General features: G+C 42.7%; 23 protein-coding genes, 1 tRNA gene and 1 pseudogene. 19 read left to right on the top strand and 6 right to left on the bottom strand.

Going from position 1 to position 24775, the window contains the following annotated elements:
- Positions 1-23 precede the first annotated feature (23 nt).
- The 3 genes from V7K89_RS31605 to V7K89_RS31595 all read left to right on the top strand — a co-directional run bounded on the left by V7K89_RS31605 (position 24) and on the right by V7K89_RS31595 (position 1362).
- The gene (locus V7K89_RS31605) at positions 24-230 is read left to right on the top strand and encodes a hypothetical protein (RefSeq protein ID WP_335194420.1); all 207 of its coding nucleotides are present in this window, start codon (positions 24-26) and stop codon (positions 228-230) included.
- A gap of 74 nt (positions 231-304) precedes the next feature.
- Positions 305-499, top strand: coding sequence for a hypothetical protein (locus tag V7K89_RS31600; protein WP_335194418.1), 195 nt, complete (start codon positions 305-307; stop codon positions 497-499).
- 89 nt (positions 500-588) lie between these two features.
- Positions 589-1362 carry an OBAP family protein gene (locus V7K89_RS31595; RefSeq protein ID WP_335194416.1) on the top strand — a complete coding sequence of 258 codons (774 nt, stop codon included), beginning with the start codon at positions 589-591 and terminating at the stop codon, positions 1360-1362.
- A 258-nt stretch (positions 1363-1620) separates the two neighbouring features.
- On the opposite strand, the gene V7K89_RS31590 is transcribed toward V7K89_RS31595, so the two are convergent.
- Together V7K89_RS31590 and V7K89_RS31585 are read right to left on the bottom strand one after the other, a co-directional pair.
- The gene (locus V7K89_RS31590) at positions 1621-1902 is read right to left on the bottom strand and encodes a transposase (protein WP_335194414.1); all 282 of its coding nucleotides are present in this window, start codon (positions 1900-1902) and stop codon (positions 1621-1623) included.
- Positions 1903-2179: 277 nt separating this feature from the next.
- Positions 2180-2362 carry a transposase gene (locus V7K89_RS31585; protein WP_335194412.1) on the bottom strand — a complete coding sequence of 61 codons (183 nt, stop codon included), beginning with the start codon at positions 2360-2362 and terminating at the stop codon, positions 2180-2182.
- Between the two features lie 416 nt (positions 2363-2778).
- Between V7K89_RS31585 and V7K89_RS31580 the strand changes: the two genes are divergently transcribed.
- The 4 genes from V7K89_RS31580 (at position 2779) to V7K89_RS31565 (ending at position 8077) form a co-directional block, all read left to right on the top strand.
- Positions 2779-3009, top strand: coding sequence for a NifU family protein (locus V7K89_RS31580; protein WP_012408256.1), 231 nt, complete (start codon positions 2779-2781; stop codon positions 3007-3009).
- A gap of 79 nt (positions 3010-3088) precedes the next feature.
- Positions 3089-5323 (top strand): glycoside hydrolase, encoded by a 2235-nt coding sequence (locus V7K89_RS31575; RefSeq protein ID WP_335194410.1) that lies wholly within the window; start codon positions 3089-3091, stop codon positions 5321-5323.
- 557 nt (positions 5324-5880) lie between these two features.
- Positions 5881-6483 carry a DUF1003 domain-containing protein gene (locus V7K89_RS31570; RefSeq protein WP_335194408.1) on the top strand — a complete coding sequence of 201 codons (603 nt, stop codon included), beginning with the start codon at positions 5881-5883 and terminating at the stop codon, positions 6481-6483.
- Positions 6484-6598: 115 nt separating this feature from the next.
- Positions 6599-8077: an alpha-amylase gene (locus V7K89_RS31565; protein ID WP_335194406.1), complete on the top strand. Its 1479-nt coding sequence runs from the start codon at positions 6599-6601 to the stop codon at positions 8075-8077.
- Between the two features lie 703 nt (positions 8078-8780).
- Here V7K89_RS31565 and V7K89_RS31560 read toward each other — a convergent pair.
- A tRNA-Ser gene (locus tag V7K89_RS31560) sits at positions 8781-8865 on the bottom strand.
- Between the two features lie 106 nt (positions 8866-8971).
- Between V7K89_RS31560 and V7K89_RS31555 the strand changes: the two genes are divergently transcribed.
- The 7 genes from V7K89_RS31555 to V7K89_RS31525 all read left to right on the top strand — a co-directional run bounded on the left by V7K89_RS31555 (position 8972) and on the right by V7K89_RS31525 (position 14433).
- Positions 8972-9340 (top strand): 2Fe-2S iron-sulfur cluster-binding protein, encoded by a 369-nt coding sequence (locus V7K89_RS31555; protein ID WP_335194405.1) that lies wholly within the window; start codon positions 8972-8974, stop codon positions 9338-9340.
- Between the two features lie 208 nt (positions 9341-9548).
- Positions 9549-10094 (top strand): thermonuclease family protein, encoded by a 546-nt coding sequence (locus tag V7K89_RS31550; RefSeq protein WP_335194436.1) that lies wholly within the window; start codon positions 9549-9551, stop codon positions 10092-10094.
- A gap of 115 nt (positions 10095-10209) precedes the next feature.
- A complete protein-coding gene (locus V7K89_RS31545) occupies positions 10210-11022 on the top strand; it encodes an inositol monophosphatase family protein (protein WP_335194403.1) in 813 nt (270 codons plus the stop codon).
- Between the two features lie 73 nt (positions 11023-11095).
- Positions 11096-12055 carry a J domain-containing protein gene (locus V7K89_RS31540; RefSeq protein ID WP_335194401.1) on the top strand — a complete coding sequence of 320 codons (960 nt, stop codon included), beginning with the start codon at positions 11096-11098 and terminating at the stop codon, positions 12053-12055.
- Complete coding sequence (locus tag V7K89_RS31535) at positions 12055-13269, top strand: ATP phosphoribosyltransferase regulatory subunit (protein WP_335194399.1); 1215 nt, start codon at positions 12055-12057, stop codon at positions 13267-13269. The genes V7K89_RS31540 and V7K89_RS31535 overlap by 1 nt, the downstream gene beginning before the upstream one ends.
- A gap of 133 nt (positions 13270-13402) precedes the next feature.
- Positions 13403-13627, top strand: a complete 225-nt coding sequence (locus tag V7K89_RS31530; RefSeq protein WP_104907250.1) for an indolepyruvate ferredoxin oxidoreductase subunit alpha — start codon at positions 13403-13405, stop codon at positions 13625-13627.
- A 77-nt stretch (positions 13628-13704) separates the two neighbouring features.
- Positions 13705-14433 (top strand): ABC transporter ATP-binding protein, encoded by a 729-nt coding sequence (locus V7K89_RS31525; RefSeq protein ID WP_335194397.1) that lies wholly within the window; start codon positions 13705-13707, stop codon positions 14431-14433.
- Here V7K89_RS31525 and V7K89_RS31520 read toward each other — a convergent pair.
- Positions 14430-14561 carry a hypothetical protein gene (locus V7K89_RS31520; protein ID WP_335194395.1) on the bottom strand — a complete coding sequence of 44 codons (132 nt, stop codon included), beginning with the start codon at positions 14559-14561 and terminating at the stop codon, positions 14430-14432. The two genes, V7K89_RS31525 and V7K89_RS31520, sit on opposite strands and share 4 nt — an antisense overlap.
- A gap of 211 nt (positions 14562-14772) precedes the next feature.
- Here V7K89_RS31520 and V7K89_RS31515 point away from each other — a divergent pair.
- Positions 14773-14988, top strand: a pseudogene (locus V7K89_RS31515) (IS4 family transposase); the annotation flags it as partial.
- A 99-nt stretch (positions 14989-15087) separates the two neighbouring features.
- On the opposite strand, the gene V7K89_RS31510 reads toward V7K89_RS31515, so the two are convergent.
- Positions 15088-16620 (bottom strand): SagB/ThcOx family dehydrogenase, encoded by a 1533-nt coding sequence (locus V7K89_RS31510; protein ID WP_335194435.1) that lies wholly within the window; start codon positions 16618-16620, stop codon positions 15088-15090.
- Between the two features lie 250 nt (positions 16621-16870).
- Between V7K89_RS31510 and V7K89_RS31505 the strand changes: the two genes are divergently transcribed.
- The 3 genes from V7K89_RS31505 (at position 16871) to V7K89_RS31495 (ending at position 20408) form a co-directional block, all read left to right on the top strand.
- Positions 16871-17719, top strand: coding sequence for an alpha/beta fold hydrolase (locus V7K89_RS31505; RefSeq protein WP_335194433.1), 849 nt, complete (start codon positions 16871-16873; stop codon positions 17717-17719).
- Between the two features lie 180 nt (positions 17720-17899).
- A complete protein-coding gene (locus V7K89_RS31500) occupies positions 17900-19621 on the top strand; it encodes a serine/threonine-protein kinase (protein ID WP_335194393.1) in 1722 nt (573 codons plus the stop codon).
- A gap of 472 nt (positions 19622-20093) precedes the next feature.
- Positions 20094-20408 (top strand): YkvA family protein, encoded by a 315-nt coding sequence (locus tag V7K89_RS31495; protein ID WP_335194391.1) that lies wholly within the window; start codon positions 20094-20096, stop codon positions 20406-20408.
- Between the two features lie 64 nt (positions 20409-20472).
- Here V7K89_RS31495 and V7K89_RS31490 read toward each other — a convergent pair whose 3' ends face one another.
- A complete protein-coding gene (locus V7K89_RS31490) occupies positions 20473-23679 on the bottom strand; it encodes a glycoside hydrolase family 15 protein (RefSeq protein WP_335194389.1) in 3207 nt (1068 codons plus the stop codon).
- Positions 23680-24156: 477 nt separating this feature from the next.
- Here V7K89_RS31490 and V7K89_RS31485 point away from each other — a divergent pair, with 477 nt between their 5' ends.
- Positions 24157-24597 (top strand): hypothetical protein, encoded by a 441-nt coding sequence (locus V7K89_RS31485; RefSeq protein ID WP_335194387.1) that lies wholly within the window; start codon positions 24157-24159, stop codon positions 24595-24597.
- The last annotated feature ends 178 nt before the right edge of the window (positions 24598-24775 follow it).

Below are 24775 nucleotides of genomic sequence, written 5' to 3'. Positions count from 1 at the left end.
GGTGAATATTGTTGGAGGTTATTATGTATCACTTAGCAGTTGTATCAACACTTTTGTTTGCAGCCATTTCTTTACCACTGCCTAGTCAGTCTCAACAGCTAACTACTCCAAGCGTGCAAACTAACCAAACTTCAATCGGTAGCCTTAGTTCTAGTCATCACGGAGGAACTCATAGAGAAGATCATGGGGAAGACCACAGAGAAACTTGCGATCGGCACATGAATGTGTAATTGACTCTTGAGGAATTGTTGGCTCAATTCCTCCTTCACCTAAGCAGGAAACATCATGCTCATGACTACCGGGGATGTACAGCTTCCACAATTGGGGAAGGCGATGGAATCCTCGGTTTGCCCAACGCGATGGTCGCGGAGCGAACCGCCTTCGGCATCGCGCTAGCTTTATCGAACTAATGACCAACTTAGAGCTACCACCGCAAAAGATGATGGAAGCGGTTCCTGCTAACAAATATTGCGGTAATTTAGCTTCCTTTAATAGCTAGCTTCTTCTTAACAAGACAGCGTTTAGCAAATCTCTAGAGCGGAGTATCTATCACTGCTTACAGTCCTTTACAAGCTATTACTGATGAAATTGCCCAGAATACCATCAATCATCCTTGTTGTCGTCATCATCCTTCTCGTTCATCTTCCAGCAGCGTGGGCAGATGGCAACACTGCTCCCAATGTTACACCCCCAGGTGGAGAGAAATCGACTCAGACCAAAATCCTGGAAACGGGCGCGAAGGTATTGCAAAGTAAAACACCGCTTAATGCCCTTAATGTCTACGTAGATGGTTTTCACTTTCACAACGGAGACATGAACAGACAGGTGGAAGCTCATCACTACTGTAATCTAGCCAACGAGGACTTGATCCAGTGCGTGATCTACAATGGCAACGGTGAGAACGCACGGTTGATGGGCATCGAGTATATTGTCAGCGAGAAAATCTTCCAAACTTTACCCCAAGACGAGAAGAAGTTGTGGCACAGCCATGCCTATGAGGTGAAATCGGGTCAGTTGATCGCACCCAGTATCCCTGAGATAGCCGAGCACGCTCTGATAGAGAAGCTTGCTTCAACTTATGGCAAGACGTGGCATACTTGGCAGGCAGAACAACCAAACATGACTCTACCGCTTGGTTTACCAGAACTAATGATGGGGTTCACGGCTGATGGTCAAATTAATCCCGCACTGGTGAGCGATCGTGACCAGCGGTTCAACATCTCCAAATCGAAAAAACACAACCGAGCAGATATTTCGATTCCTCGCGTTCAGCCAGGTGCTGACGCTTGGCAGACTGGTCAAACTGTTCAGTTGCAGCTAGTGCCGTTATCAGGCGTCGATAATCAAGCCTCTTCGTCTTGACAGGGGTAAGGCTAATCCTTGTAATAAAATGTCCCGCCCTATCAAATATATTTTGGGTAAACCCAAGGACTGGTGGGCGTTTTCCCTGAGTGAAAACGATGAAAGTTGGGACATTTTATTTTCTGGAGATCCATAAAGGTAGCGCCGCTGTCTAATTTTGTATTGTTAATGACTAAAAAATTCATTCAATCTTTTAGGTCTTTTCACTTTATAAACTGGCTAGATATCTTTGCAATTACTGCTTGGAGAATATCGCTACTAAAGTACTGGTTGACTGAGAAACTGGTCTAGTAGGATGGTGATCTTGGGAATATCGATTGGTTTTGATTTTAAATAGTCGATGTTGAGAGTAAACATCTCAATTAATCCGGCATCATCCGAGACATTGGCGCGAGTGCAGTGTGTAAAGAAGGGAAACTCAAGGGTATCAATAGCCAGATGCCTTTTAATACCATTGGTGGCTTTATTGAAACAAAAACCTTTCGACTCCACACTGGCATTACAGGTATTTTTCACCGCTTGGGAGTCAATGATGATCAACGTCGAAAGCGTACGATTTTTTTACCTGTTCACGGACTTGTCCATGTAAGACACTCATTAGTTCCTTAAATACCCCAGCAGCTCGCCACTGAATGTAAGTGCCAATAGACGGTGGAATAAAGGAGGAAATCTTTAGGTAAGTCTTGCCAACTGCACCCATTTTTCAGTTGATAAAGAATAGGACTTACGCAAGTGTCACAAAAAATCTCAACTGGCACATATACTTTAATTAATACTTAATACTTGTAAGCTCTGATTTATCAGTATTAGAGCCAAATTAGTTACATGTGACAGTTTGTAGATTAATGTGCCAGTTGCGTAAGTTCTGGAGAATTCCATTGAAGATATCTCGTTTTGTCCAGTTGCTTGGTCGAGTCTTCTTCTTAGTCGGTAATATCTTTTGCAATAAGGGTTCAAAAATTTCCCATTCTGCATCAGTGAGGTCGCTGGAATACGCCATTAGTATTGGATTTTAGATGTTGAGGAGTACCCGAATTCAAAACCTCATAAGATATCAAATGGGTTCTATAGAGTATGGGGTATTGGGAAAAAACCTTCCTTGTCCTCACCTCCTTGCGTTCTCTTCAGCACTTTAAAGCTAAAGTAGAGTAGGAGGGCTTGCACGAGATAATTGTTCAGCTAATCTAATATCAAGTTGCTAAAACCAGCAGTGGTTTAGTCAAAAGTCATTAAAAACTGACACCTGACAATTTAGCGGCAACTAGATTTAGGATCGATTTAACAAAGCTGGAAAATAAAACTTTGGATAATGGTTAATGAGTAAAAGTGCATTGGTGACAGGGATCGTTATTATTCGATGCCCCATGCCCCATTATCCATTCCCCATACCCATCCTTAACTTAGCAGGTCTAAACTATGGAACTCACAATTGACAACGTTGAAACAGTCTTGGATGAAATGCGCCCTTATCTGATGTCTGATGGCGGCAATGTGGAACTCGTAGAACTTGACGGGCCTGTTGTAAAACTGCGGCTGCAAGGTGCTTGTGGTTCTTGTCCTAGTTCTGCAATGACCCTGAGAATGGGTATTGAGCGCCGCCTGAAGGAAATGATTCCTGAAATTGCAGAAATTGAGCAAGTGGTGTAAAAGTTAGGAGTTAGGAGTTAGGAGTTATGAGTTTTGAATCAACTCCTAACTCCTCATTCTTAACTCCTAACGTATTCTTATGTCCCATCCTCTCTACATTGCTTTTATCTGGCATCAACATCAGCCGCTGTACAAATCTCCTGGCAGCGGCGTTTCGTTATCTCCGAGTCAGCAGTACCGCCTACCTTGGGTACGTTTGCATGGAACTAAAGATTATTTGGATTTGGTATTGCTCTTAGAGCGGTATCCAAAGTTACACCAAACGGTGAATTTAGTTCCATCACTGATATTGCAACTCGAAGATTATATTGCTGGCACTGCTTTTGACCCTTATCTCACAGCCAGTTTGACACCAGATGAACAACTCACCTACCAACAGCGCGAATTTATTATCCAACACTTTTTTGATGCCAATCACCATACCCTGATCGATCCTCATCCCCGCTATGCCGAGTTGTACCAGCAAAGGCAGGAAAAAGGGCAAGCTTGGTGTTTGGCAAATTGGGAGTTGTCAGATTATGGTGATTTGCTAGCTTGGCACAATTTGGCTTGGATCGATCCGCTGTTTTGGGATGACCCAGAAATTGCTGCTTGGTTAAAACAGGGTCGGAATTTTACTTTAAGCGATCGCCAGCGCATTTATTCCAAACAGCGAGAAATCTTGAGCCGAATTATTCCCCAACATCGGAAAATGCAGGAGGCGGGGCAGCTAGAAGTTACCACCACGCCTTACACTCACCCGATTTTGCCGTTGCTAGCTGATACTAACTCCGGTCGGGTAGCTGTGCCCAATATGACACTACCTAAACAACGCTTTCAGTGGGCAGAAGATATTCCCCGCCACTTGCGGAAAGCTTGGGACTTTTATCAAGACCGCTTTGGACAGATACCTCGTGGTTTGTGGCCTTCGGAACAATCAGTAAGTCCAGCAATACTTCCAGATATTATTAACCAGGGATTTAAGTGGATATGCTCAGATGAAGCCGTCTTAGGGTGGACGCTGAAACACTTATTTCATCGGGATGGGGCGGGAAATGTGCAGCAACCAGAACTGTTGTATCGACCCTATCGCTTACAAACCGCCGAGGGTGACTTGTCAATTGTGTTTCGTGACCATAGATTATCAGATTTGATTGGCTTTACTTATAGTGCAATGCCTGCAAAAAAGGCAGCAGCAGATTTAGTGGGACATTTGCAAGCGATCGCTAAAATGCAAAGAGATAGTCAAAGCGAACAACCTTGGCTAGTTACCATCGCTTTGGATGGCGAGAATTGCTGGGAATTTTATCCCCAAGATGGCAAACCCTTTCTAGAAGCTTTGTATCAAAGTTTGAGCGATGAACCTCGCTTCAAACTTGTCACCGTCTCTGAATTTCTTGAAGAATTTCCAGCTACAGCCACCATTCCTGGAGGACAACTACATAGTGGTTCTTGGGTAGATGGCAGTTTCACCACTTGGATCGGCGATCCCGCTAAAAATCGTGCTTGGGATTATTTGACAGAAGCAAGGGTTATGCTCGCAAGTCATCCCGAAGCGACGGAAGAAAACAATCCCGAAGCATGGGAAGCATTGTATGCCGCAGAGGGTTCTGACTGGTTTTGGTGGTTTGGTGCAGGACACTCCTCAAATCAGGATGCCATCTTTGATCGGTTATTTCGAGAACACTTATTTGGTATTTATAAGGCATTAAATGAACCTGTACCACCCTATCTCAAGCAACCAGTGGAAAACCACCAAGCACAGGGAAACCACACTCCACAAGGGTTTATTCATCCCGTGATTGATGGTAGGGGTGACGAACAAGACTGGGACAAAGCTGGACGCATAGAAATCGGCGGGGCGCGGGGAACAATGCACAATAGCAGCGTCATCCAGCGACTTTGGTATGGGGTGGATCACCTGAATTTCTATTTGCGGCTGGACTTCAAAAGTGGCGCTGCACCAGGGCAGGATTTGCCAGCAGAGTTGAATGTGCTGTGGTTCTATCCAGAAAAAACAATGGTCAATAGCCCAGTTCCCTTAGCAGATGTACCAGATGCAGCCCCACTTAATTATCTTTTTCACCATCTTTTAGAAGTTAACTTGCTGACGCAATCAATTCAGTTTCGAGAAGCTGGAGACAATTCTCAATGGTATCCCCGTTTCAGTCGCGCTCAAGTAGCTTTAAATAGTTGTTTAGAGTTAGCAGTGCCGTGGGCAGACTTGCAAGTTCCGCCAGATTCTCCTCTACGTTTGATTTTGGTGCTTGCAGATGAAGGGCGTTTTTCCAACTATTTGCCAGAAAATGCTTTGATTCCCATTGAGGTGCCTTAAAACTCAATACCTTTGGTTTTACGAAATACCGATTAGGGGCGTACATCTGTACGCCCCTTCAGGTTGATTTATTATGTTGCAAAGATTTTTGAAAATCATATTTGATTAACGTGAGTTCGAAAAGTCTTATTTGACCTCACCCCCAGCCCCTCTCCGTCTCGGAGAGGGGAGCAAAAAGCTGAATTTTTCGTTGCTCCTCCCTTTCCATTTTCCAGAGGCAGGCTAGGAGGGAGAGGTTCATCAAACTTATGTTTAATTAGGACTTACACATCATACATAAGTACTATATGTAATCAAGGATATTTCAGCCGTGTTTAGCACCCAGCGAAGTCTACGTCAGTCTACGTCTACGCAAATATGGGAATAAATCAGGGTTATACAAAGCGCCTGAAACAAGCAAAAATCATAATCCATATTATGGTTAATTTGTCCAGTGCGTAAGTCTTATATTCTTAATCGAGCAGTATTAAAATGCGATCGCCTGCGGTAGGGTATAACGCTATCCTCAGTGGAAGATAAGCAATAATCGAATAACATCGAGATTCAGGAGTTAGTGCATGACCTATAACGCAGACGATACAGCTAACAGACCCAAAGAGAAAGCTTCTCGAAATCAAGTGATCACGGCTCCATTACCAGACCCGATTGCAAAAAATATTGAAGCGATTATTTCACTTCATACCCAGGAAGTTCGAGATATTCCCGTCCACCAGCGGATACTAGAAGCGATCGCTACATTCTTTGGGCGATCAATATTTCTGTATAGTTTGCTAGTCATACTGGCTATCTGGATTTTTAGCAGTTTTTTTGATCGCTTTTTGCCATTCAATCTGCCCTCGTTTAGCTGGTCAGGTCAAGGCTTAGACGCAGCTGCATTGGTAATCTCAACCGGAGTTTTGGTACGACAAACTCGCCAAGAAAACTTTGCCGAACAACGGGCGCAATTGATGCTACAGCTTAACCTGCTCTCCGAGCAAAAAATTGCCAAGATTATTGCTCTATTAGAAGAACTCCGTACTGATTTACCTAATGTCAGAAATCGGTATGATTCTGAAGCCCAATTGATGCAGGAACCGACTGACCCGATCGCGGTATTGTCAGTACTCCAGAAAAACCTAGCTGAAGAGCTGTCATCCACAGAAGAAAACAATATGAGTTGATCCCAGTTTTTAGTAGACTTTTTTTTGTTCTATTGAAAGACAAAAAATAAAACTTAATGTATAGTCTTTGTGTTAGAAATCACAATTTATCGTAAATTTTACTAGAGGGATGCAGATGGCTCAACTGAATGGTGTAATGATGCAGTACTTCCATTGGTATATCCCTCCAGATGGCAATCTTTGGAATGAGTTAAAAGAGAAAGTCAAACACTTAGCTGATGCAGGTGTTACATCTGTTTGGCTACCCCCAGCTTATAAAGGAACAGGGGGTGGCTACGATGTCGGCTACGGGGTCTACGATATGTACGATCTAGGCGAGTTTGACCAGAAAGGCTCGGTTCGGACAAAGTACGGCACAAAAGACGAGTATATCGCTGCTATCAAGGCGGCAAAAGCTGCTGGCATTCGAGTGTATGCTGATGTTGTCCTTAACCACAAGTTAGGTGCAGACAAAGAAGAAGAGGTGGAAGCAACGCCCTATAGTCCAGACGATCGCAACCACGCGATCGGTGAGATGCAGACGATTAAAGTGTGGACTCACTTTACCTTTCCAGGTCGCCAGGGCAAATACTCCGATATGGAATGGCACTGGTGGCACTTCGATGCAGTTGATTACAACGTTTACAACGAAGGTGAAAACGCAGTTTATCTGTTCAAAGATAAACATTTTGACGATAACGTTGACTTGGAAAAAGGCGCTTTCGACTATCTCATGGGATGTGATCTGGATATGGAGAGTCCAGAAGTGCGCGAAGAGTTGAATCGCTGGGGTGAGTGGTTTGTAGAAACCACTGATATAGATGGCTTTCGTTTTGATGCCGTTAAACACGTGAGAGCTGGCTTTTTCCCAGAATGGCTGGTTCACTGTCGCCAAAAGGCAGGTCGCGATCTCTTTGCCGTTGGTGAGTATTGGTCTTATGAAGTTGAAGCGCTGCACCATTTCCTTAACATTACCGGTGGTGATGTGATGTTGTTTGATGCGCCATTGCACTATAACTTTAGTGCTGCTAGTACACAAGGCAATGATTATGATATGCGGCAGATATTTGATAACACCTTGGTGCAACAGCAACCAGCTTTAGCTGTCACCTTAGTAGAAAATCATGATTCTCAACCCTTGCAGTCGTTGGAGTCTGTAGTAGAAAGCTGGTTTAAACCGTTGGCTTATGCGTTGATCCTACTGCGAAGTGAGGGTTATCCCTGTATCTTCTATGCCGATTACTATGGTGCCAATTATAAGGATAAAGGCCCAGATGGCAATGAGTACGAGATTTGGCTCGATAGTCATCAATGGATAATTGATAAATTTTTGCACGCTCGTCAAACCTATGCCTTTGGCGACCAATACGATTATTTCGACCACGCTAATACAATCGGCTGGACACGCTTAGGAGATGAAGAACACCCTGGCGGTATGGCAGTTGTTCTGAGTAATGGAGGAGAGGGGACTAAGTGGATGGAAGTTGGGCAACCCAACAGCACTTACATTGACATCACTGAACATATCAGCGAACCTGTCATAACGAATGATCAGGGCTGGGCTGATTTTCGCTGCAATGCTGGTTCTGTTTCTGTGTGGGTTCCACAGTCGTAGTCGGGGTTTTAGTAGCATTTATGCAGAAAGTTACCAAAAAAGGCAGAGGGCAGGAGGCACAAGGATGCATTCTGACCTCTGTCCACGACTGAAAGGAGTAGGGGTATAAAGCCCCCATTGAAGACAGTTCAGTGGCTCCAAGTCAAGAGGGGTCTGAATCCCCTTCTGACTAATCGGTTCTACATTACAGCTATTTTCAGGTAAATAGACCACGCAGTAGGGGCGCAAAGCCTTGCGCCTCCACAACAGATGTGGTTCAAATACATGAAAACAGCTGTAAACCTTGTCAGCAATTCTGCTAACTGCTGAAAATGAGTATTGTGTACAAACCAGCCTCTGTAGCGATCGCCTTTTTGATATGTGCAATTCATTAATAAGCGCAAACTATAGCTTCTCCTTCATAAAACATTCAATTCCGCACCCTTAAAGTTTTGTTATGCAATCATTTAAGTTAATTTTCACGGCTTTGTTTCGCAGGTGTTTCACTTACTCAGTCAACTACTTATAAGCAAAACCAGCATCTTTGAACAATATTAATAACAATTTATTATAAATAATAATAGTATAAGCACTAGCAATTGGTGTTATTGATTCAACCAATTCACTAAACCAACTAAACCATTTTACTAAACCACAAGTTAGTGTGTAAAACGGTAAAATGGCAAATACCTAAGTTTGAAAGCCTCGCAGTATATACATTCAACGGAGAGGGGGGGATTCGAACCCCCGTTAAGTTTCCCTAAACAGACTTTCCAGGTCTGCGCCTTAAACCACTCGGCCACCTCTCCAGGTGCCACAATTGACGATTATACTATACAATCCCAGAAAATGCAAAGATAAAGAAAGATATTCTAGATTGAATTTGATAGTCCTAATCCCAAAACGCAAATCCAGATGTCCCGTACATACACAATTAAAGTTCGCGATCACGCTACTGGCAAAACATACACCCTACAAGTGCCAGAAGACCGCTACATCCTGCATACTGGCGAAAAACAAGGGGTAGAACTACCGTTTTCCTGCCGCAACGGAGCTTGCACTGCTTGTGCTGTGAGAGTGTTATCAGGAGAAATTTACCAACCAGAGGCAATCGGCTTGTCGCCAGATTTACGTCGCCAAGGTTATGCCTTGTTGTGTGTGAGTTACCCCCGTTCTGACTTAGAAGTGGAGACGCAAGATGAAGATGAAGTTTACGAACTCCAGTTTGGACGCTATTTTGCTAGGGGAAGAATTAAAGCGGGTTTACCCTTAGATGAGGAATAAACAATTGAAGGAGGCAGGAGGTGAGGCAGCCCCCGTCTTGGCGGTTCCCGTCGATAGCGCAGCGTTAGCGAGTCTTCGAGCGTCTGGGGGACTGCCGAACCCGAAGGGCAGGGGGCAGGATAGCGCAGCGTTAGCGAGTCCGCGAGCGTCGGCAGGAAGCAAGAGGTTCTGCTTGCTACGTGCAGCAGCAACCATAGGAGAATTTATAATGCCTGTGTATCTCGGTCACTGGGTGCGAAAAATAGCTATTTTAGCTTGCTTATTACTCTTAGTGAGTTGCCAAGGTAAAAACCAGCTGCCAAACAATCAGGCTCAGGTGAAAGTAGCACGGGTAGTTAGTGGGCAAAGTTTGGAAGTTTTAGGCATGGCTGAACAACCAAATTTGATTTCTCAAGTACGGTTAGTGGGTATTGATGCACCAGATTTGCGACAGCGCCCTTGGGGGGAAGCAGCAAAAGAACAGCTAGAGAATCTAATTGATGGTGTAGAACAATCGGTAACACTGGAGTTTGATTTAGAAGCAAAAGACAAAATTGGGCGAACTCTAGCTTATGTGTGGAAAAATAAGGTGTTATTGAATGAAGAAATAGTCAAACAAGGGAATGCAATGTTTGTGGGGCGATCGCCTAACCATAAGTATGACCTGCGTTTAGAACGTGCCCAACAATGGGCTAGACTCATGGGGCGAGGAATCTGGAACCCAGAAAAACCGATGCGCCTCACTCCCGCCGAGTTTCGCCGCCAAAATCTTTAATTAGTGCTGAGTGCTGAGGGGGAGAGTGGGGGAGTAGGGGAGAAATCAATTCAAAATTCAAAATTCAAAATTCAAAATTAAAGATTCAATCCCAATGACAAATGACAAATGACAAATGACTAATCTACAAATTTTTCTCGATATTGCCACAGAAGCGGCCTTGAATGCTGGTGCTATTTTGCAAGGTTACTTGGGTAAGTTAGAAGACGCAATTATTGAAAAAGGACGCCCTGGTGATTTAGTCACTGCTGCTGATAAAGCCTCAGAGGAGTTGATTTTAGAAATTTTGCGCCGCCACTTTCCCCAGCACTCGATCCTCGCTGAAGAATCAGGGAAATTAGGTAATCAACAGAATGAGTACCTCTGGGCAATAGATCCTCTCGATGGCACAACCAACTACGCTCATCAATACCCATTTTTTGCCGTTTCCATCGGGCTGTTAATTAATGGCGTTCCCCAAGTTGGTGTAATTTATGATCCATTTCATAATGAACTATTCCGTGCTGCTGCTGGCTTAGGAGCAACGCGTAACCGTCAGCCCATCAAGGTTTCAATAACATCTGAACTGAGTAAAAGCTTACTAGTAACAGGGTTTGCCTATGATCGCCGTGAAACCTCTGATAACAACTACGCAGAATTTAGTCACCTCACCCATCTTAGTCAAGGAGTTAGACGTAGCGGTTCGGCATCGCTAGATTTGGCTTATATTGCCTGTGGACGTGTCGATGGTTACTGGGAACGGGGACTTGCTCTTTGGGATATTGCCGCTGGGATAATTTTGGTACAAGAAGCCGGGGGCAAAGTCACCGCCTACGATGGCACTACTGTCAAAATTGAGTCAGGTAGAATTCTTGCCACAAATAGTTATATTCACGACTCCATGAGTAACGAACTTTTACAGGTTCCACCACTGTCAGCTTGGGTATAGCAGATGGGGCTTTCCTATAGACTTTGGGTAAACTAAAAGCAATCTAACTGCTCCCTTGGTGCAAAAACTCTATATGTCTTTCAAAATAGATCGTGGACTATTTAAATATGATTTCATAGATCATCACGCAGTGTTGTGCGTTCCAGTTGATGCCGATGTCAAAGAGATTCGCAAACGCTATCTCCAAGTCGCCCGCCGTTTGCACCCAGACAGTAGTATTACTGAAACTGCTACTGAAAAACATCTCGGTAATGAATTGTTATCAAAGCTGGTTAACCCAGCTTACGAAAAACTTTCTGGTGATCGCACTCGCACTGAATATATTCTAATTCTGTCGCAAATTGGCAAGCGTCTGATACAAGAGTCTACTTCGGTAACTCTAAACACCGACTTGGCTAAACAGTTAGTTGAGACGGCTAATATCGATCATTTTTATAAAACTGCGATCGCGAAACTAGCCCAAACCCAATATGATTCTTTAGAACAAGCGCAGCAAGTCATTGCCCAAGCTAGTGAGTTGAATTTAGTGTATTTAATGCGGAGTGCAGGTAAAGCATCCGCAGCGCCGCCACCACCTGCTCAACCTAAAGCCCAATCAGGTACACCTCAGCCAAATACACCAAAAAATACAGCACCAGCACCAGCACCAGCGCCACCAAAAGAAGACTTGATTGTAGAACAGTATATTCGTCGCGCTCAATCTTTGATTGACAAAAATCAATTTGCCCAAGCCAAAGTAGAGTTGCAAGATGCCCTGAAGCTAGAACCAAAAAATAGTCGCTGTCATAGCTTAATTGCAATGGCGTATTTGAAGCAAAATCAGCTAAAAATGGCCAAAATCCACTTTGACAACGCTTTAAAATTAGACCCCAATGACGAAACGGCATTGCAATGGAAACCTAAAATAGATAGGGCTTTAGGACAACAACCTAGCGATCAGAAGGTGACTTCATCCTTCAATAATGGAGATAAGCAATCAGATAAATCTGGTAGTGGTTTGTTCGGTGGTTTGTTTGGTGGGAAGAAAAAATAATGGTGTATCAACCAGCAGCGGGAGCCAGGGATTTATTACCCTTGGATGTAGAGAAAAAACGCTGGATTGAAGATCGGTTACAGCAGGTGTTTGATCGTTGGGGATATCACAGGATAATTACCTCGACTTTAGAGCGCATGGATACCCTAATGGCAGGGGAAGCAATTCAGCGTCAGATGGTGATTCAACTACAGCAAAATGGCGAAGATGATGAATTAGGGCTACGTCCAGAATTAACAGCATCTATTGCTCGTACTGTTGTCACTCGCATGGCTGGTGTCACTTATCCACAACGGTTGTACTACAATGCCAATGTGTTTCGCCGCACTTGGGAAAGTAGACACAATCGCCAGCAAGAATTTTATCAAGCTGGGGTGGAGTTGTTAGGTGCTGGCGGATTGCTGGCGAATGCCGAAGTGCTGCTATTGGTAGCAGATTGTTTAGCAGCATTGGGTTTGCAGGGATGGCATTTAATTTTAGGTGAGGCGGGAATTACCCGATCGCTCCTGAGTGCCTTTCCTGATAATCTCCAAAATCAAGTTCGCAGTGCGATCGCTCATCTTGACCGCATCACTATAGATAATTTACCCCTAAGTGACAAACTGCGCGATCGCGCCCAAATCATCCTAGATTTACGCGGCCCAAGTGCAGATGTATTACAAAAAGTCAGTAGTTTGGATCTAGATGAAGAACAGCGAGAGGCAGTGAATAACCTCAAATCCCTAGTAGAATTACTAGAATCAGAGAAAAAAATTCCGTTAATCCTCGACCTCAGCCTCATCCAAACTATAGATTACTACACTGGTATCGTCTTTGAAGTTGTCAATGATACTGAATCCCAAGCCAGAGTTTTAGGGCGCGGTGGTCGCTATGACCAGCTTTTGGGGCTATATCATCCTCAAGGTGAAAACATTCCCGGAATTGGTTTTGGACTAAGTATCGAAGATTTATACCAAGTTCTGTTGTCTACCCAGCAATTACCACAGGAAACTCCAGCCAGTGACTGGTTGGTAGCACCAGAGACAGCTAATGCTAACGCCCCTGCCTTTGTCTACGCGCAAAAACTCAGAAATTCCACTGATTTGGTGCGGGTAGAAATTGATTTGGGCGGAAGGGATGCAGAGGCGATTCGCCAATATGCAAGCGATCGCGGCATTGCCCAAATTGCCTGGATCAAAGCTGATGGCTCACCAAAAATAGAATCATTGCGTTAATGGGCATAGGGAAAGAGGCAGAGGGGCACAGGGGAAAAACTTTAACTTCTGCTCCCCTGCCCCTCTGCTCCCCTGCTCCCCACTCCCCTGCTAGGCTAGAAATAGCCGATACAGAAAAGAGGGAATCGAGAACATGCCGCACACAATTGTTACAGAAGTCTGTGAAGGCGTCGCTGACTGCGTAGATGCCTGTCCAGTAGCTTGTATTCATGATGGCCCAGGCAAAAATGCTAAGGGAACTGATTGGTACTGGATTGACTTTGCCACTTGCATCGACTGTGGGATCTGTCTCCAAGTTTGCCCAGTAGAAGGGGCGATTCTTCCAGAAGAACGACCGGAGTTGCAAAAAACCCCGTAATAGTCCATAGTCAACAGTCAATAGTTAATAGTTATGCTTGACTTGACTATTGACCAATGACCAATGACAAGTGACCAATGACAAATGATTATTTATTAGAAGTTCAAAATGTTCACGCTGGATACATCAAAGATGTAGATATCCTGCAAGGTGTGAATTTTCGGGTTGCACCAAGGGAATTGGTGACAGTGATTGGCCCCAACGGTGCGGGTAAATCTACTTTGGCAAAAGCAATTTTTGGGCTTTTGATCCCCCACACAGGCACAATTACCTTCAAAGGTGAAAATATCGTGGGGCTAAAGTCCAATCAAATTGTCCAACGAGGAATGTGCTACGTACCGCAAATCACCAATGTTTTCCCTTCTCTGAGTGTTGAAGAGAATTTGGAGATGGGTGCTTTTGTGCTTAACGTTCCCCTGAAACCAATTAAAGATAAAATATTTACTATGTTTCCCAGATTAAGCGATCGCCGTCGTCAACGCGCTGGTACTCTCTCTGGAGGAGAACGCCAGATGCTAGCGATGGGCAAAGCTTTGATGTTGGAACCTGTTTTGCTGATTTTAGATGAACCATCTGCTGCTTTGTCGCCGATTTTGGTGACACAAGTATTTGAGCAGATTAAACAAATTAATCAGGCAGGTACTGCGATCGTATTAGTAGAACAAAATGCTCGTAAAGCTTTAGAGATGGCTAATCGTGGATATGTATTAGAATCAGGACGTGATGCGATCTCCGGTCCTGGTGAAGAATTGTTGAATGACCCGAAAGTGGGTGAGCTATATCTGGGAGCAGGTAAGAGACATTAACCCTTTTCAATCACTCTTGCCCCATTCAACATAACACCAGCTTCATATTGGTGCTTCACCAGTTTATAGCGATGACTAGATTGGGCTGCGCCGACGCTATCTATAACTAATACAATAAGCCATAACACTACCTGCCACTGCCGCGACCGTCATTTTCGATGCTCAAAGAATTCTCCCCAATAATCCATTTCTAATCACATCTACAGCTAGTTGAGATGCAAAACAGGACATTCATTCAGGAAAAACTGACAAAACGTAAATTACCCGGATTTATCAAAATCCCTACTCGCAATTCACAATTGTGAATTACATCATGGATGGGCATTTAGACCCCAACCAGAAATTAAATGTATGGGTATACAAAAATACGTTAGTCGAATTAAAGAATCTGGACGGATTATTCGCCGTTATAGCAGTTTTTATATGGGATTATATGGATCTAATTGAGTCAATTTCATAAAGTATTCCCACAAGTTAGTTGTCAAATTATTGACACTAAGTCCTAACAAGCGCAAGTACTACCAACAAGGAGAAAGGGCGATGAGGCTTATTTGATCTCTATCCTAGCCCTTTTTGTAGCCCCGTAAGCTTGCACAGAGACGTAAAGGACACACAAAGAAATTCTCTGGATTCTTTGCGCCTCTGGAATTATTTTTATCTTGGGCGTCCCAATGTAGTAATATATAAAACAGCTTCATCGGCAGGAATACCCAAAACTTCATTTACTTGATCGTCAAAGAATCCACCGATACCACTGACCCCTACATTCAAGTACATTGCAGCTAAATTCAGGCGTTGTCCCAAATGACCTGCATCCATGTGCAAGTAACGGTAAACGCGATCGCCATATTGGGCGATCGCAGCTTTCAAGTCGGCTGTATGAAATAACACCGCTGCTGCATCCCGTCCTAATTCTTGTCCCAAACAGAGAAAATGTAACTCTCGCCGAAAGTTTTTAAACCGAATTTGGCGTAATTCTTGGGCTTTGGGTGCGTAATAGTAACAACCCGCCTCCAGTCCTTTGACTCCGCAAACAGCAATGAATGTTTCGATTAAATTTAGATCGAAGTAGTCTGGAGAAATATCTAAGCTTTGGTCGATGTAATTTTGCGGTTGGTAAGTGAAATCGAGTAAACTTTTCAATTCATCGAAGCTTAAATCATCACCATTGTAAGCGCGGGTAGAGCGTCGCTTATACATAGTGCTTTCCAGTTCTGATAGTTTTTGTCCCCAGTTTATGGGTGCGGTGGTGGTGGGAATTTTTAAACAAAAAGGAAAATTGTATTTATCCTCTAAAGATTTTTCTTGTTTAATAGTTGGTAGATTAAAATTACCAGTTACACTTGATTGGATCTGGGTATGTCGATGGAAATATGTTAGTAGCTCGCCATCAGGGATTTGAGGATAACTGGTTTCAGTCGCGGAAGGTAAAGCAGTACATCCCAATGGTAAATTTTGATTAACATCTAACGAGTCTGCCAGAGGTAAGACAGCGATCGCACCTTCTTGTTGGGGATCGACATAAAGTAGATCGTTGACTGATTCATCCACAAAACCGCCGATTAAATGAGGGCGATAATCAGTAACCGCACCAGCTAACTCGATATTACCCAACAGATGTCCCGTATCCAGAAAAATCCGACGGTAAGCCCGATCTTCATAGCGCCACGCAGAACGATAGAATACCGCTGTAATAATAATTGCTAATTGAGTATTTTCTAAAGATGGATGCCAGAAACAAGCTGATTGCAGAGTTTGCCAAACATCACTTTCCCAATAATGCATGAGAGAATGAGTTCGACACTGGTAGTTATATAGACCAGGCGGCAATAACGAGGTACCACGGGAAACCACATACACCTCGGCAGGGTATAGTCCGCCTGCACTGGGAGCAGCGCGTAAATACACTGCACTACCCATAGAAGGCATTTTCGCCGTCAATCCATAACTGCGAAACAATAGCCGTGAAAGTCTTTGCCACCATTTAGCATCTGGATTATTAGTATAAGCCTCTGTTTTTTCTTGGATATAGGGTTTGAGATCAAAAGTAGAGCCAATTTTGTACTCTTTGAAGGGCACTGGCTGTTTAGTCCAGTCTAATCGCTGACTTTTGGAAGCGAGAGTCTCAGGATTGTATTTAGTCCGTTCGTGATAATGCTGGGCAATCGATTGGTGTAATTCTGGCATATTATTTTTAATATCCTTAGGGCATCCTTTTCTTGATCTTGGCATTCATTAGCCTCATTATTTCGTGTCAATTGGTACAATCCTCAGAGTCATAAAGTGGTAAATGATAACAATTGAATTGGGCATAGGGTACAAGAGGCAGAGAGGAAAACTTACTGCAATTTTTCCCCTGCTCTCCTGCTCCCTATCTTCTTTCGCAGTACCATATAAACGCATAAACGCAAAACTATCTAAGCCTGGATGTGCAATGATGCCTGTACGTCAAACTTTATCAAAGCCTGATATCCAACTTTCTTATTTAGAATGGAATCAAGGTCAAGAACCTTTACTGCTGTTACATGGCTTAGGCGATCATGCTTTGGTGTGGTCTAGTTTAGGAGATTACTTGGCGACGGATTACCACATAGTTGCGCCAGATATGCGCGGACATGGCCAAAGTAGTAAACCAGAGATAGATTATAGCTTTGAGAGTGTGATCGCAGACCTTGAAGCGCTTATGGATAGTCTTGGATGGACTTTTGCCCATATTGTAAGTCACTCTTGGACAGGTAAATTAGCCGTCATTTGGGCAAGACAAAACCCAAAGCGTTTACGGAGTATAATTCTTGTCGATCCGATTTTTATCTGGAAAATGCCCAGTCTTTTCAGGGTAACTTTCCCAATGTTATATCGCTTCTTGCCTTTTCTTAAAAGCATGGGGCCCTTTGCCAGTCAGGAAGAAGCCGAACAACAAGCACGGCAATTAAAACAATATCAAGGATGGACTTCTTTACAGCAGCAAGTCTTTCAAGCAGGAATAGAACAAAAACCCGATGGGAATTGGGGCAGCAAATTTATCATAGCCGCCCGCGACGGAATTTTTGAGGCAGTAATGCAAGTGCCTGGTTTTACAATTCCCCTTGACACCTTTGCCCTATTCGTCCAGCCAAAACAAGGACTGAACCGCCAAAATTGGCAAATTCAACCCTACAAAACCTATCTTCAAAACTTACGTATCTGCCAAGTTCCCGGTAATCACTGGCCATTTTTGACACAACCAGAGACATTTAACCAAACTGTAGCAGCTTTCTTGGCAGAACACAGATCAAAAATCTCATGATTATTAGACGGGATTAGTCATACAGCAACAGAAGAATTAATAGGAGCGATGTTTAGGGGGATTGGGTATAAAAGGCAGAGGTGCAAAGGGGCAGAGGGAAAAACTTACTGCAATTTCTCGCCTGCTCCCCTGCTCCCCCACTTCCCACTCTCCTGCTCCCCCACTTCCCACTCCCCTGTCATGAGCCTTTGTATCAACCCTGTTTGCCCTAAACCAAATCACCCAAATAATCAGCAAAACCGCTTTTGTCAGAGTTGTGGTTCCCATCTAGAATTGCTAGGGCGTTATCGGGTGACGTGCCTGTTGAGTGACAAAACAGGTTTTAGTAAAGTTTATGAGGCATACGAACAAGATACCCCCAAAATTCTCAAAATACTCAAAGATGATTTATCAGGCAACGCCCAAGCAGTAGAACTATTTCAGCAAGAAGTAACGGTGTTGGGACAACTCAAGCATCCTGGAATTCCCAAAGAAGATAGTTACTTTCAGTATCAAACCCGAAATGGTTTAGTGTTGCATTGCATTGCAATGGAAAAAATCGATGGCTACAACTTAGAACAGTGGCTAGAGCAGCAAAATAGCCCCATATCCCAAGAACAAGCCATAGACTGGTTAAGACAGTTGATAGAAATTTTAGATGTATTATATAGCAAACAGTACCTACATCGAGATATTAAGCCATCTAATATCATGATTAGATCCCCCCTTGAAAAGGATTGGGGGAATCTAGTACTGATTGATTTTGGCACCGCCAATGAAATAAATAAAACCTACCAAGACCAACTAAGCAATGGTGACAAGATGACAGCACTTATGTCATCTGGTTACAGCGCCCCAGAACAAATGAATGGTCAAGCAGTACTGCAGTCAGATTTCTTTGCTTTGGGACGCACTTTTGTGTTTTTGCTGACAGGATATCATCCTTTGGAGATGTATGATGTCCAGCAAAATTTATTGCACTGGCAAAATCATGCTACCCATATTTCACCCTTACTATTGAATTTAATTGATTGGCTAACAGCATCAGATATAGAAAAACGTCCTGCCAGTACTCAAGAAATTTTGCATTCCCTAGAAGAAATCGAAACTCAATTAACAGACACGACTCCGACAAATAGTAATATCTTAGAACCTTCTAACCTTGAACATTTAACTGGAGATATTAATAACAACTCATTATCTCCAAATAAGCAACCGGAAAAAGTGCCGATAGTAGCATTTTTTGCAGTTTTATTAGTAGTATTAGGATTACTTAGTATAGTGGCTTTAACCACGCGAAAATCAGATTTTTCTGAAACATCTTATTACAGACAATATCCAGAAAAAAAAGGTAATATTGATTATTTTTCTTATCAAGAAGGTAGAGATAGTCAGGGAAGGATAGCTGAGTTTAATATAGCAGTTTTATCACTAAAATATAAATGGTTTTCAGGTAGCAACTTTCAAGTTAAATACAATGATCAAATTATTAGTGTTGACCTTTTGAAGTTAAACTTAGAACAAGAAGGTATAGAAAATATAATGGAAGCTCCCAATGAGATTGTTTCTGTTGGCACAGCTTCTTGTAAAGGTGATAAGTTAGTTCAAGAACGTCTGGCTTTAGAACGTTCTAAACAAATACAACTTTTGGTTAAAAATTTATTTATTAATACACTAAGTGTCAAAAGTTATCGCTTATTGAATTTGGGTCAATTTCAACGGAATGATTGTCAGGCAAATCAGGATTTAACTACCTATCAGACAAGTCTGATAATTATTGGTGTTAAAAGAGAATCATCAGGTGTCATTCTTGACGAGGCGCTACGGAATAGGTTAGAAAAGAAGCCTTTTGCTGATTTTAAATTAAAAGATTATTCTTTAGGGTCTGCACAGAAGTTCAGGACTATACCGAGTAATTTATAAAATCTCTAGCAAAGTACAATCAGTACATAGGCATATCACTTATGGGTAGAGCAGCAGATATTAGCACCAAGCGATTAATCAGCCTTGCACCCGAAAATTGGGTAAAAAAGGAGAAAGGCTTTGAATCTTACTCGCCAACGCTAGTAGGAAAGAGGTTGTTCTTGTTCGGTCTATATTAGACCTCTTGCAAAAATCCTTGAATCACCCCTCCTCAACCCTCCCCGTATGTATTGGGGAGGGGGCAATATTTTATTAAGTTTCCCCCCTTTATAAAGGGAGATTAAGGGGGGTCTATTCGACTTATGCAAGAGGTCTATTGGACTCATATCTGTTTAGGATGAAGCCGCTACCTACTTATTTATCTTTGTGGACAAATTACTAGTAGCGTCTTCCTAACTAACTAGGACGGTTATTCGCACCGTGAGTTTTTAGCATAATTTGTCAAAATAAAAGATAACTGGAGGTTCAAAATATGAAATTTTCAATCCAATCACTTTACACCTGGTATCGCAGTGTACTTCGTAACCCAAAATACCGTTGGTGGGTAATTTTAGGAACGTTGGTCTATTTGGTCAGCCCATTTGATGTTCTCCCAGATTTTATACCTGTTGTGGGACAGATTGATGATGTTTTCCTCTTGACTCTGCTAGTTAGTGAGGTGTCTGGGTTAGTAATTGAAGGCTGGAAAGCTCGTAAGGGTGAGGTAGGTACTGAAGTACCTAATACTCCAGAGGGTTCTACTTCTACTGCAAGCACTATTGATGTTGATGCTGTTTCAGTTAAGTAGTTTTAATAAAACCCCTGCTTTTGGAATCTGAGGTAGGGGATATTTTTTTTAACGCCCTTTGCGTCTAAAAATCTTTCACAAATTCCGTCAAGAACCTGAATGCCTTCAAAATATAACTAGCGCAATCTCTAGCAGAAGTATTGTAAAACGATCGCCACGCACTCGCCTTATCCTCATCATAGCGATCGCTGCGATCAGTATGGTTTTCTAGCCACGCCAATCGCACTGCATGGCCAATCAACACATCTAACACAATATATTCTTCAATTTGCAGCTTGGGATTATTAGCTGCGATAGCTCCTAATTCGATTAATGCTTCAATATTAACTTGGCGATATTCTGGAGCTTCAATTTTATTCAGCAAATGCTCAACTAACAGAGCAAAATTTCTTTCCCCTGCTGTCATTTCTGACAGCATTATCTCACTATCTAAACGATTGCGGCGCTCTAATTTATCGCCAATCACTAAACCCTTGCAATGTTGCATTAATAGCCAAACTTGCTTAAAAAATTCTTTTGGTACGCGCCCCGTCGCACCCTCGGCTTGACGAAACCGCCGCCAACCACCCAGCGGAACTTCTATCCCTTCGGCGATTCCTGGTAAAACCACCCAAGCAATATCACTTTCTTTTTGTTTGACGTGCAGTGATTCTTGCTGGCGTAACAGGTTACTCATGCCAGTATATCCAGTTAATACCTGACGCAAGCGCACCTTAACTTCAAAGGGAGAAAGTTGCATTAAATGATCGTAAGCTTCATCTTGAGTGAGGTGCAATTCCCGCGCTAGTTCGCTGGTGATTAATAGGATGAGATAGCCGACTCTCAGCGTTAGTAATCCCTGAAATAGTTTGGGTTCTGAGCGAATTAAAATGCCAAGATAGATTAAAATCTCTTGAGTGAGGACGCGATCGCGTATATCCTCACGACAAAAATGATTAATTTTATCGGCAATTTCATCGTGAGACATGGGTACGCTAATCAAGGACGCTTCACTGTAAGCTTTACCCACAGCAATTTGCTTACCTCGCACCAAAATACTTGTGACTGCATCTGATAGGCTAATATCAACCATTTGCCGTAACCCCGCAGCCCGACGCACTACTGCCCAAATGCCTAAATCTCCGGCTTTGGTATAAACTTCATCTAATAAATTGGCTACGGTGACAGGATATCCTGGGCCACCATACCCAGTATCATATTTCATTCCTTGCAAGCGAGTTAAAGTTTGCAATAACTCAATTTGCTCGTAGATATTCTCTGATGACCGTAAATAAGAAAGTAATAATCCTAAGTTAGTTTCATACTCCATTTGAAATTCTTGGGTATGTCCTAAGCGCCAGTTTTTATCAGGATGATAAGCCAGATAATAGCAACGTGGGCTAGCATTTTTGACTGGCGATCGCGAAAATTCTGCATTTGGCAGAAAATCAATTCTTTGGATTCCTGCTGTTAGCATTAGCTGATTTAACCGCCCTAATTTCACTCGCACACCGTTACAAACACCATCTTTCAATTCTTGCATCAGTTCTAGTAATGCTTTTGAACCTGCTTCTAACATGGTGTGCGTTAACATCAAAGTTAAGGTTGGACGTCCTAAATCGCTCCAGTATTTTTGAATGTAAGCTAGTTCGCTTCTAATTTGATCTAGCAAAAAATGGTAATCAAGGGTTAAGTAAAACTGTTGAGAGTCTGAAAATGAAGGCAAAAATACAATTGTTTCACCGCTAATCCGAAAGATTCTAGATGTTGTCAAACTCCGCAGCCGCCGCACTGGTCGTCCAGTTAAACCAAGTTTATTGTTACGTCCAATTTGGGTATAAATAGCAGAAAATTCTCCAGCTTTTCTCACTTGAATCGGTTCTACTTGGGTAGGTGTTTGCGCTTCAATTCCGTGAATTTCTAGTTTTGTTTGTAAATTTTCATCTTCTGCTAACAAGGCTATTTGTACCAATGCTTCGCGCTGTTTGCCCACACACAAATGTCTTCCCAAAGGATCAATATCACCAACCGCTATTAAACCTTCACTCAACATTTCACCAAGAAAATATAAACTCTGTGCCCATACCAAAGGAATATTTTCATTGGGTAAACGTAGTTGCGTTTGAGGTGCTAACTTTTCTGCTTCGATGTTTTCTGGCAGAACATAATAAAGTTCTGGTAATAAACGCAAATCATCTTGTTCTATAAGTAATGATTCTAAAAGCTCTTGGTATTTTTTAACTTGTTCTTGTTCGCCACGAAATAATCCATCTAGAACTAAATAAGTGAAAAATAAGGGCCATTCGCATTCAATATGCTCAAATTGCTTGAGTTCCCACGGTTCGTAGTGCAAGCGATGATGATCTTCTAAAACGGTTTGGTGTCCATCACGCAAAAAGCGTTTACAGCCGTATTTACCAGCGAGTTTATTGATAATATCGTTGAAAGTGCGATCGCGTAACTCCAAATCTTCTACCGCAAAAGCAGGATAACTAATAATACTTAACAGCGCTGCATCAATTTCTTTGGAACCAGATTCTCTCGGTAATAGTGATTCTAAAGTAATCCGGGCACGGGCGATTTCATCTGGTAGTACATGAATTACCGATGCTTGACTACCACGCACACCAAACAAATCCAGTCCATTGATAGCTTCTAAAGCAGCTTTTGCCATGCCTACAGAACTGGCATTTAACTCAGCACTACCACGATTAATTTTATTACCACGTTCCCAAATGCCATAATCTGGTGTACGGTAAGCTCGTCCAATGTAGTAAACTAAATTTTGGACGAAATTAACTTCATCAATCGTATAAATTATTTGCAATCCTGCTGCCGTCATTTGCCCCAATATCAGCAAAAATATAGATGTGGCATCAAGTTGCAAATGTCCCCATTTGTCATCACCAACAACAATATCGCCAGTTGCGGTATTATATTTGGCGTGCAGTCCATCCAGTAGCGACTGAGTATGTTTAAATGTCTCTACTTTGTGAGCCTGTCGCATCATCGCAAATAACAATCCGCGCATCAGTTTGATGACACTATGTTCTAGTTCATAAGTGCGCCCCTCATCGTCATCAATTTTGCGGTATGCAAGTCCTAAACCCCACACTGCCAAAATGCTGTAAACGTTGTCTCGTACCCAGGCATCTGTATAATCACCGTGGGCTGTAATCGCTGTGCTTGCAGGAAGTAAACCCGTAATTGGATTTTGACGAGTCAGGATGATCTTTTTGATTTGCTGGTAGTAATAGTTCAGGCGAGTTAGCAATTTGGTAGATGTTTTCATGGTTTGGTTCAGAACAACTTGCAAAATTTGACCCTCTGGCTGTGAGGTGAATTATCTAAACCAAGCCAGAATAAGTTCTGTAGTGGTTAATGGGACAACAGCTAAGGGTGTGTGAGTTTTTTATTATCTCCTGTTAATACGCTTCTGGGTACTGTATTTTAGCGATCGCTTCCTATACTGGTTATCAACCCTCGGCAGTGGTAGCTGGGAATCCTTTCAAAAAAGCTGCAATGCACTCCAACTTCAGGAACCTAAACGCATCTTACGACGGTTACGCTTATTAGGACATCTTGAATCTTCACTAGACGGTTCCAAATGGTCAGCGGCTCCTTCAACTATTGTTAAAATTAACTCGCAACCTTACGAATTTATGCTGTGTGGTCAACGCAGTATCAGCTTACTTAAGCAATTAGAAAATACGGTATTGTAGCATCTATTACTCATTAGCCGATAGGGGAAGCACCACCTTGTATTCAATTGGCAGTGAATAACCCTGATGCGATCGCAAATAATTTTCCAATCATCAATGCAGGTGAAGTATCCACACGACTTGCCCAGATTTTACCTGATATCGCTACTTGGCAGCAAAATCTGAGGAATATGCGGGGAATTGTGCCGAGTCGGTGGGAATGGAAGCACTTTGACGGCGATGATTTTGAAATCTGCGGTATTCCTCACGAAACAGGGGTGTATCAGATGTCTGATGAGAAACGAAACCTCCGCTACACCCTTTTCTACAACCAAAATACTAACACTTGGCATCAAGGTGATTGGTATGGTTTGCGCTTTTTGGCTTTGTATAATCGTGGTGCATCTTGCCAAGTTCATTACAATGTTGCTACAAAGTGTTTGACAATACCAGTAAAACAGCGCTGGCCTGAACTATATGAACGTGCTTTGGTGTTGGCATCTGGATAACTACCAATATATCAGGGCAACTGGCTACTGTATCAAAACGTGAGTGGAGAAGTTGCCTATATTTTACGCTTGCTTTTTTCGCGGCTGGGTTTACTCCTAAGAAACACATTCCGTAGCGTTGGAAATAGGGATGAGCTCTAAGCCAAAAGCTTGAGCTTTTATCTTCAGGTTTTTAAGT

It is taken from the genome of Nostoc sp., assembly GCF_036917515.1.
Taxonomy (GTDB): Bacteria; Cyanobacteriota; Cyanobacteriia; order Cyanobacteriales; family Nostocaceae; genus Nostoc.
The sequence above is the reverse complement of the archived record's forward strand: the minus strand, read 5'-3'. Positions and strand labels throughout refer to the sequence as shown.

What these genes read in the sequence shown, in the direction of transcription:
- V7K89_RS31490 (WP_335194389.1), bottom strand. Translation starts at nt 23,679, where the DNA reads ATGAAAACATCTACCAAATTGCTAACTCGCCTGAACTATTACTACCAG.
- V7K89_RS31575 (WP_335194410.1), top strand. Translation starts at nt 3,089, where the DNA reads ATGTCCCATCCTCTCTACATTGCTTTTATCTGGCATCAACATCAGCCG.
- V7K89_RS31540 (WP_335194401.1), top strand. Translation starts at nt 11,096, where the DNA reads ATGTCTTTCAAAATAGATCGTGGACTATTTAAATATGATTTCATAGAT.
- V7K89_RS31570 (WP_335194408.1), top strand. Translation starts at nt 5,881, where the DNA reads ATGACCTATAACGCAGACGATACAGCTAACAGACCCAAAGAGAAAGCT.
- V7K89_RS31530 (WP_104907250.1), top strand. Translation starts at nt 13,403, where the DNA reads ATGCCGCACACAATTGTTACAGAAGTCTGTGAAGGCGTCGCTGACTGC.
- V7K89_RS31585 (WP_335194412.1), bottom strand. Translation starts at nt 2,362, where the DNA reads ATGGCGTATTCCAGCGACCTCACTGATGCAGAATGGGAAATTTTTGAA.
- V7K89_RS31600 (WP_335194418.1), top strand. Translation starts at nt 305, where the DNA reads ATGTACAGCTTCCACAATTGGGGAAGGCGATGGAATCCTCGGTTTGCC.
- V7K89_RS31505 (WP_335194433.1), top strand. Translation starts at nt 16,871, where the DNA reads ATGCCTGTACGTCAAACTTTATCAAAGCCTGATATCCAACTTTCTTAT.
- V7K89_RS31580 (WP_012408256.1), top strand. Translation starts at nt 2,779, where the DNA reads ATGGAACTCACAATTGACAACGTTGAAACAGTCTTGGATGAAATGCGC.
- V7K89_RS31535 (WP_335194399.1), top strand. Translation starts at nt 12,055, where the DNA reads ATGGTGTATCAACCAGCAGCGGGAGCCAGGGATTTATTACCCTTGGAT.
- V7K89_RS31550 (WP_335194436.1), top strand. Translation starts at nt 9,549, where the DNA reads ATGCCTGTGTATCTCGGTCACTGGGTGCGAAAAATAGCTATTTTAGCT.
- V7K89_RS31565 (WP_335194406.1), top strand. Translation starts at nt 6,599, where the DNA reads ATGGCTCAACTGAATGGTGTAATGATGCAGTACTTCCATTGGTATATC.
- V7K89_RS31605 (WP_335194420.1), top strand. Translation starts at nt 24, where the DNA reads ATGTATCACTTAGCAGTTGTATCAACACTTTTGTTTGCAGCCATTTCT.
- V7K89_RS31525 (WP_335194397.1), top strand. Translation starts at nt 13,705, where the DNA reads ATGACAAATGATTATTTATTAGAAGTTCAAAATGTTCACGCTGGATAC.
- V7K89_RS31510 (WP_335194435.1), bottom strand. Translation starts at nt 16,620, where the DNA reads ATGCCAGAATTACACCAATCGATTGCCCAGCATTATCACGAACGGACT.
- V7K89_RS31545 (WP_335194403.1), top strand. Translation starts at nt 10,210, where the DNA reads ATGACTAATCTACAAATTTTTCTCGATATTGCCACAGAAGCGGCCTTG.
- V7K89_RS31500 (WP_335194393.1), top strand. Translation starts at nt 17,900, where the DNA reads ATGAGCCTTTGTATCAACCCTGTTTGCCCTAAACCAAATCACCCAAAT.
- V7K89_RS31495 (WP_335194391.1), top strand. Translation starts at nt 20,094, where the DNA reads ATGAAATTTTCAATCCAATCACTTTACACCTGGTATCGCAGTGTACTT.
- V7K89_RS31555 (WP_335194405.1), top strand. Translation starts at nt 8,972, where the DNA reads ATGTCCCGTACATACACAATTAAAGTTCGCGATCACGCTACTGGCAAA.